Source organism: Paenibacillus sp. HJGM_3 (assembly GCF_045062745.1).
GTDB lineage: Bacteria > Bacillota > Bacilli > Paenibacillales > NBRC-103111 > Paenibacillus_AA.
In genome coordinates this window covers 14,698-26,716 of the sequence record NZ_JBJGED010000020.1, presented here as the reverse complement: position 1 = coordinate 26,716, position 12,019 = coordinate 14,698, and the positions used below count along the sequence as shown (strand labels likewise).

The 12,019-nt window shown below is 59.3% G+C and carries 13 protein-coding genes; 3 read left to right on the top strand and 10 right to left on the bottom strand.

Features of this window, described 5'->3' with window-relative positions; all coding sequences use genetic code 11:
- Positions 1–37: 37 nt before the first annotated feature.
- The 5 genes from galU to ACI5FR_RS20855 all read right to left on the bottom strand — a co-directional run bounded on the left by galU (position 38) and on the right by ACI5FR_RS20855 (position 3,937).
- Positions 38–940: a UTP--glucose-1-phosphate uridylyltransferase GalU gene (galU, locus tag ACI5FR_RS20875; protein WP_405457877.1), complete on the bottom strand. Its 903-nt coding sequence runs from the start codon at positions 938–940 to the stop codon at positions 38–40.
- Between the two features lie 52 nt (positions 941–992).
- Positions 993–1,832, bottom strand: a complete 840-nt coding sequence (locus ACI5FR_RS20870; protein WP_405457874.1) for a PHP domain-containing protein — start codon at positions 1,830–1,832, stop codon at positions 993–995.
- Between the two features lie 37 nt (positions 1,833–1,869).
- Positions 1,870–2,781 carry a selenium metabolism-associated LysR family transcriptional regulator gene (locus tag ACI5FR_RS20865; protein ID WP_405457871.1) on the bottom strand — a complete coding sequence of 304 codons (912 nt, stop codon included), beginning with the start codon at positions 2,779–2,781 and terminating at the stop codon, positions 1,870–1,872.
- A 166-nt stretch (positions 2,782–2,947) separates the two neighbouring features.
- Complete coding sequence (locus tag ACI5FR_RS20860) at positions 2,948–3,385, bottom strand: hypothetical protein (RefSeq protein ID WP_405458124.1); 438 nt, start codon at positions 3,383–3,385, stop codon at positions 2,948–2,950.
- Between the two features lie 291 nt (positions 3,386–3,676).
- The gene (locus ACI5FR_RS20855) at positions 3,677–3,937 is read right to left on the bottom strand and encodes a YlbG family protein (RefSeq protein ID WP_405457869.1); all 261 of its coding nucleotides are present in this window, start codon (positions 3,935–3,937) and stop codon (positions 3,677–3,679) included.
- 38 nt (positions 3,938–3,975) lie between these two features.
- Between ACI5FR_RS20855 and ACI5FR_RS20850 the strand changes: the two genes are divergently transcribed.
- Complete coding sequence (locus ACI5FR_RS20850; RefSeq protein ID WP_405457867.1) at positions 3,976–5,028, top strand: asparaginase; 1,053 nt, start codon at positions 3,976–3,978, stop codon at positions 5,026–5,028.
- Between the two features lie 26 nt (positions 5,029–5,054).
- Here the strand turns inward: ACI5FR_RS20850 and ACI5FR_RS20845 are convergent, their stop codons facing one another.
- The 3 genes from ACI5FR_RS20845 to ACI5FR_RS20835 are packed head-to-tail and all read right to left on the bottom strand — an operon-like array spanning position 5,055 to position 9,288.
- Positions 5,055–5,495 (bottom strand): YlbF/YmcA family competence regulator, encoded by a 441-nt coding sequence (locus ACI5FR_RS20845; protein ID WP_405457865.1) that lies wholly within the window; start codon positions 5,493–5,495, stop codon positions 5,055–5,057.
- Between the two features lie 26 nt (positions 5,496–5,521).
- Complete coding sequence (locus ACI5FR_RS20840) at positions 5,522–7,561, bottom strand: helicase-associated domain-containing protein (protein ID WP_405457863.1); 2,040 nt, start codon at positions 7,559–7,561, stop codon at positions 5,522–5,524.
- Positions 7,558–9,288 carry a DNA repair helicase XPB gene (locus tag ACI5FR_RS20835; RefSeq protein ID WP_405457861.1) on the bottom strand — a complete coding sequence of 577 codons (1,731 nt, stop codon included), beginning with the start codon at positions 9,286–9,288 and terminating at the stop codon, positions 7,558–7,560. The genes ACI5FR_RS20840 and ACI5FR_RS20835 overlap by 4 nt, the downstream gene beginning before the upstream one ends.
- A gap of 167 nt (positions 9,289–9,455) precedes the next feature.
- Between ACI5FR_RS20835 and ACI5FR_RS20830 the strand changes: the two genes are divergently transcribed.
- Entirely contained in the window at positions 9,456–10,193 is a 738-nt protein-coding gene (locus ACI5FR_RS20830; protein WP_405457859.1) for a thermonuclease family protein, read from the top strand.
- Between the two features lie 17 nt (positions 10,194–10,210).
- Here the strand turns inward: ACI5FR_RS20830 and ACI5FR_RS20825 are convergent, their stop codons facing one another.
- A complete protein-coding gene (locus tag ACI5FR_RS20825) occupies positions 10,211–10,930 on the bottom strand; it encodes an MOSC domain-containing protein (protein WP_405457858.1) in 720 nt (239 codons plus the stop codon).
- A gap of 121 nt (positions 10,931–11,051) precedes the next feature.
- Positions 11,052–11,492, bottom strand: a complete 441-nt coding sequence (locus tag ACI5FR_RS20820) for a CBS domain-containing protein (RefSeq protein ID WP_405457856.1) — start codon at positions 11,490–11,492, stop codon at positions 11,052–11,054.
- Between the two features lie 184 nt (positions 11,493–11,676).
- Between ACI5FR_RS20820 and ACI5FR_RS20815 the strand changes: the two genes are divergently transcribed.
- Entirely contained in the window at positions 11,677–12,018 is a 342-nt protein-coding gene (locus ACI5FR_RS20815) for a YugN family protein (protein WP_405457854.1), read from the top strand.
- The last annotated feature ends 1 nt before the right edge of the window (position 12,019 follow it).

Below are 12,019 nucleotides of genomic sequence, written 5' to 3'. Positions count from 1 at the left end.
ACTCACATCAGGCTCGGGTGGCTTTTCGGTTTCCGAACTATTTGGAATAAAGTTTGCTCGAATCCCAAGAACGCACGAGATTTTCCAAATATTGTTGAACCTGCGGCTGCAAATCGCTGCGCTGCAGGGCGAACTCGATCGTCGCTTCGATGTACCCGAACTTGTCGCCGACGTCGTACCGCTTGCCTTGCAGGTGATAGGCGATCATCGACTGCCGTTCGTTCAGAATGCGCAAGCCGTCCGTCAGTTGAATCTCTCCGCCCCGCCCCGGCGGCAGCTTCTCCAGAATGTCGAAGATGCTCGGATCGAGCACGTAGCGGCCGATGACGGCTTGGTTCGAAGGCGCATCCTGCGGATCCGGCTTCTCGATCAAGTCGGAGATGTAGGAGAAGTAGCTGCCCCCGTGGCCGGGTTCAGGCGAAATGATCCCATACTTCCGCACGTCCTCCCATGGCACCTGCATCGTTGCGATGACCGACCGCCCATGCTCCTCGTACAGATCCAGCATCCGCTTCAGGCAAGGCGGGTCCGAATGGATGATGTCGTCCCCGAGCAGTACCGCGAACGGCTCGTTGCCCACGAATTTGCGCGCGACGAGCACCGCATGCCCAAGCCCAAGCGGCTCCTTTTGCCGGATGTAATGGATGTCCACCATGTTGGAGATGTCTTGGACGAGCTGCAGCAGCTCGTTGTTGCCTTTCTCGTTCAGAATCGTCTCCAATTCGACGGACTTGTCGAAATGATCTTCGATCGCCCGCTTGTTCCGTCCGGTCACGATGATGATGTCTTCGATGCCGGAGGCGATCGCCTCTTCGACGATGTATTGAATCGCGGGCTTGTCCACGATCGGCAGCATCTCTTTCGGCTGCGCCTTCGTAGCGGGCAGGAACCGGGTTCCGAGTCCGGCCGCGGGAATAATCGCTTTTTTGATTTTGGTCATTTCTGTTGCTCCTCCCCCACTCTTGGTTGTGAGTAGTATATGTATGGTTGTCTTACTTTGCCCTGGCCTTTAGCTGCTCCAGGACATGCGCCCCAATGCGGCGGGAGCCGATAGGCGCGTGCAGCTCATGGCCGTTCCGTTCTCCATGGAAGTCGGAGCCGGCCGTGACGAGCACTTGCAGGCGGGCGGCCATCTCCGCATACCGCGACTCGTCCTCCGGAGTATGGTCCGAGTGAAACGCTTCGATCCCGTCCGCCCCGTGCCGGACGATGCGTTCCACCAGTTCGTCGGCCTGATAAAGGCCGGGATGGGCGACGACGGCTGCGCCCCCGGCTTCATGAATCCAATCGACGGCTTCGAACGGCGACACCCGAGGCGGATTGACGTAGGCCGCCCCGCCCTTGCCCAAGTATCGGTCGAACGCTTCGTGTACGCTCGCTACGTACCCTTTGCTCACCAGCACGCTCGCAATATGCGGCCGTCCGATCGTCTCGTCGCCGGACGCGGACTTGCCGGCCTGTTCGATTACTTCCTCGATCGTAATGTCGAGGCCCAGCTCGCGGAGACGCTCCAGCAGCATGGCGTTCCGGTTCTCCCGGGTGCTGCGGAGCTGCCTGAGCCGTTCGAGCAGCCGCTCATCGTTCACATCTATATAATACCCCAGAATGTGAATGTCTTGCCCTTCGGCCACCGTACTGATCTCGACTCCAGGTACAACAGTAATTCCAAGCGTCTGTCCGGCTTGCGCCGCCTCCACATAGCCTGCTACCGTATCGTGGTCGGTAATCGCAATGGCGCTCAGCCCAGCCTCGAGGGCCATCCTTACGTTCTCGGAGGGCCGATTCATACCGTCCGATGCGGTCGTATGCATATGCAAATCTACTTCAGTCACATACAGCCCTCCTCATTAGATTCGTGAAAATCGGGTTTTAAAGCCAAGCCTGCAAATCCTTCTCCCGCAAAAAGGTCAAAAACGTCACCGCCGAGATGGGCAGCAGCGTCGCCTGCAAATAAATCGAATAAAAATGGCGGGTAAACGTCACACCCTCGATGTGCTTCACCTGAAACAAGCCGAGCGCCACCTCGTGCTTCACGGACGAAGGAGACAGCACCGTAATGCCCAGGCCGGCTTCTACGGCGGACTTGATCGCGCCTGTGCTGCCGAGCTCCATGACGATTTTGAGCTGATCCGGCCCGATGCCGACCCGATGCAGCTCCTGCTCCATCACCTGGCGCGTCCCGGATCCTTGCTCGCGGAGGATGAACGGATAATGCTTCAGATCTTCCGGGTAAATCGTGTCTTTGGACGCCAGCGGATGGTCGGCCGGCACGATCAGCTTCAGCTCATCGTTCAGCACCGCTTCCGTCTTCACGTCCGCATGATGGACCGGTGCCTCCACCAACCCGAAATTCAGCTGATGATTTAAGATTTCGTCTAATATTTGCGTTGTATTCATGACCTTCATGCTGACGGAGATGTTCGGATATTCCCGGCCGAACGGACCCAGGAGCCGCGGGAGCACGTATTCCCCGATCGTCAAGCTGGCGCCTAATTGCAGCCGGCCTTCCACCATATGCGTGAACTTGGACATCGCCACGTCCGTTTCCTTAATCAGCTCGATGCTGCGTTTGGCGAACGGGAGCAGCGTACGGCCCGCCTCGGTAATCTCGATTTTTTTGGTCGACCGTTGGAACAGCTTCGTCCCGAAGTAGTCCTCCAAGCCCTGCACTTGCATCGTAACGGCGGGCTGCGTCATATGAAGCGCTTGGGCGGCCATGGAGAAGCTGCCCTTCTCGGCAACCGTGTAAAAAATATGCAATTGGTGAAAGTTCAGCGCCACTTGCTCTTGCCCCCTGCTTGGTTAGCTTGCGCCCATTTCGCGCTTACAGCTCCGGCGAACGCAATGCTTTATGTTTAATCTATCTTAACCTAACTTCGTTTGCAATGAAAAAAGCATGCAGGCGGTTCTGCATGCTTCGAATGAGTCCGTTCACCCGGAGACGGGATTATTTGCGCTTGCGGCTGTTCTTGATCAACGTCATGCGACGGGAGTGCCTCAGCCAAGAGTAGTAGGACTTAAGGTCCCTCAATTCGATCACTTCCGACATGCGGCCGAGGAACGTCACTACGATCATCTTGTGCAGCGGGTTGCCGGCAATGTCGAATTCGTTCTCCAATACGGCGAACTCCGCGACCATGACGAGATCGTCCTCGATGACGAACACGTCCTTCTCGTTCTTGTAGTACGGCTGCACTTGGCCTTTCTTCAGGCGGTCCCACAGAAACTTGCAGATGTCCTCGAATCCCGTTTTCTCCGACTCTACCCGATCCGCCCAGCGTGAACAAGCATGGTTCGTTATAATGATGTCGGCAATTTTTTTATCCCCTAATACGACAAAAAATGGTTCGTAAGTACTCCACCTATCCATCATTTTGTCCTTCATCATCAGTTCCCTCCCCGCGGTTCTAGGTCTCTACTCCTATGTAAAGCAATTTAGATTTATTTTACTCGATTTTTTAATATTTTCCAATTAAAAATTGTAGCATTTTTTCAACTTCTATATAATATTGTGAATTGCCTGAAATTTAGAAGTATTCCTGAAAAAAAACACCCCGGCGCGAAAGAGCGGGGTGTTCGCTTTGAGATCGACTGCCGCTTTACTCCCGGACGTTTTCGCTATATGATGGCGGAGTGACTTTTGAGGAGAAGCGGCGGATCGTTTACTGTTGCGATCTCAGGTGTAAAGTTTCGTCTTATCCGGCACATTACTACTATATTCCGTCCGAATTTCACTGCGCATGGACCGTTCGACTTTTTTTACAAATGGGTACTTTTGAATAGCCCGGGTCGCTTCCTCCGCCTTGTCGGCGTTCATATAGATAACGACGTAGTGCATCCGTTTGGAAATATAATGAATGGAGCCGAATTTCTCCAAGTGTTTACTCGATTTCAGATCGTTCACCCACACAATTAGGCCGGTGCGTTCAGGAAACATGTCGTTCCTCCTCGTCATTCTCCCGTACCGAGCATTCGATGCCAGGAGTGGTTGCTGCTATGTCCAAATCTACCCTGAATGGGGACACCCTCGTTCGCGTTACCCGAGGTTCCCTTACCGAGTCCCGACACGCCGGCCACCTGGCTGTCGTCGATACGCATGGCCGGTTGGTTGCCGCGCTCGGGAATCCCGAGCTCATGACGTTCGCCCGTTCTTCGGCGAAGCCGCTTCAAGCGATCCCGGTCGTCGAATCCGGGGCCGCCCGAGCCTTCGGGCTTGTCCCGGAGGAGCTCGCGCTTATGTGCGCGTCGCATAACGGCGAACCGGCACATATCGAGGCGATAGAGCGCTTTCTAAAAAAACTCGGGCTCGGCGAGGCCCACTTGAATTGCGGGCCTCACTACCCCTACTATGAACCCGCCGCCGACCGGATGAAGCGTCTCGGCGATGCGCCGCGCACGGTGCATAACAATTGCTCCGGCAAGCACTCCGGCATGCTCGCGCTTGCGCTCCGGCTAGGCGTGACGGTCCAAGGCTACATGGCGCCGGAGCACCCGGTGCAGCGGCGTATGCTGGATGCGGTCAGTGCCCTGAGCGGCGTGCCGGCCGACCGGATCGCGCTCGGCACCGACGGCTGCGGCGTGCCGGTGTTCGGCCTGCCGCTAGCCTCGCTGGCCCGCGCGTTCGCCGTGTTCGGGCGCCCTGACGGACTCGTGCCCGAGACGCGCGCCGAGGCGTGCCGGACGCTCGCGGCGGCGATCCGCCAGGCGCCGTTCTACCTCGCCGGCACCGGCCGGTTCGACACGCATCTCGTCGAAGCGACCGGCGGGCGGCTCGTCGGCAAGATGGGCGCGGAGGGCGTGTTCGCCGTGACCGCCCCTGAGCTCGGCGTGGCACTCGCGGTCAAGATCGCCGACGGGGCCCAGCGGGCGCTGTACCCGACCGTCGTCGAGGCGCTGCGCCAGCTCGACTGGCTCACGGCCGCCGAGCTCGAGCGGCTCCGCGAGTTCCACAAGCCGGCGGTGCGCAACTGGGCCGGCGACATCGTCGGCGCGATCACGCCGGAGTTCGAGCTGCTGCGCGAAGTATAAGAGCGCCGGGTCTCACAAACGCGGCATCAGCCGCAGCTGCAGCTGCCTCCAGACCCGCAGCCGCCCTTGGTCGGCAGCGGGTTGTTGCTCGGCACCTTGATCGAGTCCGAGACCGCGTAGGCGATCGTCTCGGACACCGTGTAGAGCAACTCGTCGAGACGGGCTTCCGCTTCCTTGAAGCGGCGGATCGACTCGATCTGCTCCAGCTCCAGCTCGGCGGCTTTCGCCGCGTCCATCGCCTCGTGGTAGTTCGGATGGAAATGGCCGAACCGTTCGGTCTCCGCGAAGCGTTCCTTCAGCTGCCCGAAGCGGCGCAAGGCCGCCTGCGCGACAGCGTCCGCCTCAAGCTGCTGTTTCCAATATGCGTAATCCGCCACTTCGGCGGAACCATTGATCAGATCGCCCAGCTCGTAAGCTTGCGACAATAGCTCCGTAACGTCCAGTGCTTCCTGCTCGATTGCCAACATCCAGGCATCCTCCTTTACTCTTTCGACTACTCGTCGTTAATCCCGGGCAACACGAGCTGCATTTCGTCCCATTGCTCGGGGGACAGCCGCACCTCGCCGTTCGACTGGAAGCCGGCGACCCGCCATTCCTCCGGATTGCCCTCCAGCCGCTCGGGCACGAGCAGCCGGTCTTCGCCTTGCTGCCGCAGGCGCAGGCACGCCTTCCACTGCAGCGCCTTGCGGATCATATCCATTCGAGTCGCGGCATGATACCGGCGACATTCCTTCAACCACATGTTCGGCACTTCCTGCAAGCCGGGGTACAAATCCTCGGTGCGCGGGAATGTGCGCTCAATATCATAATACTGCACGGACAGCCTGGAGTAAATAAGCCCTTCTGGAGCACCGGCGCCGCCGTCCGGAGCTTTCAACGCTTCCGCGCGGTTTGCCAATGTTTGCTTCCGGGCCGAACCGCCGGCAACAGCGGCTGGCCGCGGACCATCTTCCGCCTTTTCCGTCTCCGCCCCCCGCGCGAGATTCACCCGGCTCGGGCTGTAGCCGCTTGCCTCCAGCTGCCGGAACAGCTCGTCCGCCCGGCGGGCGTCGGCCAGCCAGGCGAGCGGCCCGAGCCGCTCCAGCAAGTAGGGCTCCACTTGCCGGTTCGCCTCCAGCTCCCTCGCGGCCGCTTCGTCGCGGCAGCGGAGCAGCACCGCATCCTCGACGGACACTTTGCCGTACTGTCCGGCCCACTGGCGGATGGAATAATCGACGAGCTCGGGCACCCCGTATTTGGCATGGGCCTGGAGCACCGAGACGATCCGCTCCCCCGTATACCCGGCGGTTAACGCTTGTACGACGCGTTCCCGCGTGAGCCGGTACCGGACGATCGTTCCCGCATGCTCCTGCTCCGCGAATCGCTCGAGCTCCCATCGCGCGGCATACGGGACGCCCGGCGGCACGATCACTTCGAAATCGGGCTGCACGAACATCGATTCATTCACGTTCCCGAGACATGCCGCCTGCGCGTGCGGCTCCGTTCGCGCGGCCGGCGTCGTCCATTTCGCCCGCCAGCTCCCGTCCGCGGCTCGGCCCAGCTCCACAAACCCGATCGCCGCGAGCGGTTTCAGCCAACCAGTAAGCAACCCTCCGCTCTCCAGGGAGCCGCTGCCGATAAGCCCGCGCCGCTCGAGTTCCTCAATCGACGCATCGATCGGCCACCAGTTCCCGGGTGATTGCGCCTCGGACAGGACGATCCAATGGCGGAATGCGGGCTCCGGAGGCATGAGCAGCGGCCGCAGCAGCGCATACGCCTCTTGGTTCAGCTGACCCTCGGGCCGCGCGAGCCAGGCGGCTAGCGCGGTCTCGTTCAAGCTGTAAAGGTCCGCCTCTTTGCGCAGCAGCCCGAGCCTCAAGCTTACATCCAGGAGCGCGGCCAGTGTGAACGGGTAGGCGCCATCGCCGGCGTATCGCACGTCCGGCATCCCGCCTTCCTCCGCGTCAATGTGCAGCAGGGCGTTCAGCTTAAGCAGTTGCCGCTTCGCCAGCGTCCCCTTCTGCGTAAGCGGCAGTCCTTCCCGGTTCGCATAGGCAAGCAGGGACAGCAGCCGTTGAGCCGGCACCGCCAGCTCCGGCGTCACGGTAGTAACCGGTTCCGCATCATCCAGCGGTTCCCGTTTCCCATCCCGGAGCGGGAACAACAGCTCCTGCCAGATCCCGAGCGTATCCGACGGGAGCGTATACAACGGTTCGCCCCAAGCTTTGCGCAGGGCGAAGACGATGCCTTTGCGGCACAGCCGCAGCAGCCCGACCTTGAGGGCGGCGCCGGACAGCCTGGCGCGGCCCGCCCGCTCGAGGTTCGCTTCCTCGAACGGCTCGTCGGCGAATGCCGTCACGACGATGCGCAGCGTCTCTTCCTCCGGGGAGCGCAACCCCGCTCTTACGCGCGCCAGCGCGTCCTTCGAGCGCAGCAGGTCCTCCAGCCCGGGCTGCGCTTCTTCCCCTCCCGGTACCGATGCGGACGTCAGATGCTTGCGGATTTCTTCCGCGAGCGGCTCGGGCAGCTTATACACGAATTCGTTAACATTCATTCGGTCTGAACCCCCATTCTGTGCCGTTCGCCTTGAGTCAAGCTGTCCGCCTCCCGAATCTCATAACGGTACCCTTGCTCGACGAGGAACAGCTGCCGGTGCAGCGAGAACTCCTGCTCCTTCGACTCGTCCGTCACGAGCGTATAGAAGAACGCTTCGTTGTCCGCCTTCGGCCGCAGCAGACGACCGAGCCGCTGCGCCTCCTCCTGCCGGGAGCCGAAGCTGCCCGATACTTGGATGGCGACGCGGGCGTCGGGCAGATCGATCGCGAAGTTCGCCACCTTCGAGACGACGAGCGTACGGATGTCTCCCCGCTTGAACCGATCATACAGCCGATCCCGCTCCTCGTGCGGCATCTCGCCGGATATCATCGGCGCCTCGAGCTGCAGGGAAATCTCCTTCAGCTGGTCCAGGTATTGGCCGATAACGAGCGTCGGCTCCCGGTCATGCCGTTCCAGGATCGACCGGATGACGTCCAGCTTGTTCGGATTCTCCCCGGCGATGCGGGCCTTCATCCGGTTCTCCGCGGCCGAGTAAGCGTCGCGGACGTGTGTCGGCATGGCGACTCTCAATTCGGTGCATCGCACCTTGGCGATCCACCCTTCCTGCTCGAGGTCTTTCCAGCCTGCTTCATACAGCTTCGGACCGACGAGCGAGAACACATCCTCCTCGCAGCCATCCTCGCGGACGAGCGTAGCCGTCAAGCCTAGCCGGCGAGTCGCCTGAATATCCGCAGTCACACGGAAGACGGGAGCCGGCAGCAAATGCACCTCATCGTAGATGATGAGGCCCCAGTCCCGCTCATTGAACAGCTTCATATGCGAGAACGGGTCCTCTTTTTTGCCGCGATGGGTCAAAATTTGATATGTGGCGATCGTAATGGGCCGCACTTCCTTCCGCTCGCCGCTATACTCCCCGACCGCTTCCTCCGGCAGATCGGTTTTCTCCAATAGTTCCCGTTTCCATTGGCGGACCGAAGCGACATTCGTCGTCAGGATGAGCGTCGCGCATTGCAAACGGGCCATAGCCGCGATCCCGACGATCGTCTTGCCTGCGCCGCAGGGCAGGACGACCACGCCGCTGCCGCCGTGGCGGTCTCCGTCCGCGCACAACGCTTCCACCGCTCTCCGCTGATAGTCCCGGATCCGGAACGTGCGCGGCGAGGACGGCTCGTCAGGCTTGAACGATTCCCGCAAGGTGATCCCCAGCGATTCCCCCTGGTGATACCCCGCCATGTCGCTTACCGGATAGCCGAGCTTGATGAGCTCCTGCTTAATAAAGCCGCGGTAGGCGGGCACGATCCCGATCGTATTGGCGTCGAGCATATCCAAGAAGTACGCTTTCGTGGATCGATAGTTCGCCAGCTCGCTAATGACTGCCGGGTCGTCCGACTGCAGCACCAGGCCGCCGCCATCTACCGCGATCAGTTTAACCAGCCCATATCGGCCCACATAATGGCGGACATTGTTTTGCGCTTGGCCCGGCACGTCGAACTTGCTGTTGCCCCGCAGGAAATACAGGATCTGATCCGCGGTCATGCCCGCCGAAGCGGCATTCCACAACGATAGCGGGGTCAGGCGGTATGTATGGAGATGTTCCGGCGCTTTGACCAGCTCGGCGAACTTGCTCAGCTCCGCGCTCATGCTCGCGAATTCGGCGTGATGCGTGTCCAGGAGCACCGTAGAATCGCTCTGGACGAGGAGCGGTCGCTCCGGGTGGTAGTTCATGGTGAGACGGCCTCCTTCATGGTTCATGGTGAAATGTTCATCTACTTAGTATGAAAGGATGCGATCGGATTTAAACCCGCCCTCCGGTACACTCGTTGTGAGCGGCGCCGGCTCTCCTGTATAATGGAGAAGCTCTGATTCGATTCCTACATAAATGAGGTGTTTCCGTGTTCCGCCGAATAGGAATGCTCCTGCTCCTAACCGCTCTGCTAGCCGGTTGTTCCTCTCGTACTGCCGCGAGTCCGGACCAAGATGTGAGCTCCATCATCGAAGCGTATCCGCAGCTCACAGGTCAGCCCTGGACCCAAGAGGTCGTGAAGCGGGTCGTCGACGGCGATACGATCGAGACCGCGAAGGGCGACAAGGTGCGGCTGATCGGCGTCAATACGCCGGAGACGGTGAAGCCGAACAGTCCGGTTGAAGCGTACGGCAAAGAAGCCAGCAACTTCACGAAGTCCAAGCTCACGGGCAAAACGGTTTATTTGTTCAAAGACGCCGGGGATAAGGACAATTACGGGAGGCTGCTCCGGTATTTGTTCATCGCGGGGGAGACAGTGATGTATAACGAGACGCTGCTCGCCGAAGGCTATGCGAATACGATGACGGTGCCGCCTAACGTGATGTTCCAGAAGAGGTTTCTCGAAGTGGAGCGCCAAGCGAGGGCGAACAATAAAGGGCTGTGGGGACCTTCAGGCTCATCCGGAACGAACGGCTCCTCCGAGAAGCCAGGCGGTGCTTCCTCGGCCGGGTGTGCCCAACCCAAGATCAAGGGCAACATTAATGCCGACAAGGAAAAAATCTACCACGTCCCCGGCGGCCGCTACTATGAGCAGACGAACCCGGAAGCGCTGTTCTGCACCGAGGACGAGGCGAAAGCAGCCGGATACCGCAAGTCGAAGGACTAGCGGTCATAACGCCTGCATTACAACAGCTCGACGTCATCTCCGACACGGATCATGCCGGGCGTCGCAACTTCGGCATACATGCCGAACGTGAGCGCCGTTTCCGCATGCAGCAGCTTCAGCAAGGTGGGGTCGCGCTCCGTCGTAGCGGGGTCCAGAGTCACCATCATACATCGTTCGCAAGCGATGTCGACCTGGAACACAGCGGTACCGATCCTCAGCTTCCGGTCGGTCCACTCCATCTCCGCGAAATGTCGGTCCTCGTCCATCGCGACGATCAGATTCGGCCGAAACCGCCCGGCGTCGAGCCGCTTCCCCCACTGGCGCTCCAATTCCCGCATCGATGCATCGGTTACGAGGAGCACGCTTCCCGAATCGACCGCCAATTGCGCCTCGTCACGCGTATGCGTTTCGAGGGACAACGGCTGCTTGCAGCGGTCTTGAAAGCGGTGAAGCAGCTCCTCGTTCCACGACAGCCGAGTTCCGTCCGGAGCGGTGATGTGAAGGGATGGGAACTCCATCCCGCCCTCCCCCATCTCGAGCGAAGCGCGATAAAGCAGCATTTCCGGGATATCTCGGGCGGTGACGAACCGGTCCCACCCTTCCTTGGAACCGTCGACGATCGCGTGGCTCCGATCCCCGTACAGACCGTACGGCTCCACTTGGACTTCATTCAGCCGCTCGCCCGCGAATGATTTGACCGGGTACCGGTGTATTTGATGCAGCTTTCCGACTCTCATGACTCCTGCTCCTCCCAAACTCCATCTGAAGCTTATAGCCTTTCTAAGCTCCAAGTATAGCAGCATTAGAGCGCGAAGAAACCCCCATCCATGAAGAACGGGGGTGTTCTTGCCAGTCCTATTAATGATTCGAGGAAGCCATGTGGTCGACGTTCTCCGAGATATCGCTCAGCGCCATGCCCGCTTCGTTCACGAAAATTTCACGAACGGCCAAGTCCGCTATCGCCACGACTCCAACCAGTTTGCCATTGTCGACGACGGGCAGCCGGCGAATTTTGTTTTGAGCCATCAGCTTGGCGGCCTCGTCCACCGACGTTTCCGGGGTGATCGTCGTGATGTCGGTCGACATGACTTCCTTCACCGCGGTCGAGCCCGAATGCTTCTCCGCATAGCCCCGGATAACCAGGTCCCGGTCCGTTACAACGCCGATCAATTTGTCCCCTTCGACAACCGGAATGAAGCCGATATCGTTCATTTTCATCTTGACGGCAATTTCATACAAGTTGTCCTGCAGCGTCACGGTGACGCAGTCGGTACTCATAATATCGCGAATCTGTTTCATTGGATACGGTACCCTCCTTTGTACATGTAATGATCGAATACGAAATCCTCATTAAATTTCCCTCACCTGTCGACGCCGATTCCTGTGAGTTACTGGCAGCCTTGCGGACCCGCTTTAGACTTGCACAACTTGGGCAAACATACTATCATGAATAAAGACAAACGAACCTCAGGAGGGTTAACTCGTGATTATTGAAAATGCTGCGCTCCGCGCTGTGAAAAGCGATTTGAAACATTTGGACGACGTCTCGTCGAAGCTCGGCTTCGTCCGTTGGCAGTGGGAATATTATCGCGCTACATACGATTACAAGATCGAATACAAAGGGGACGACTACTTCCTCCGCATCAACACGCGCGCGGTTGAGGGCAAGCTGGAATCTCCGTATGCCATTCTGGCCGTAGAAGAAGTCTATTTGGGCCGCGGCACGTTTCCGCACGGTTTGGACTATGACTCGCCGGTAGCCGAAGAAGTGGTCAAAATCGCGACCCAAAAGCTGAATGACCTGACCAGACAACTGGCGGACTAAA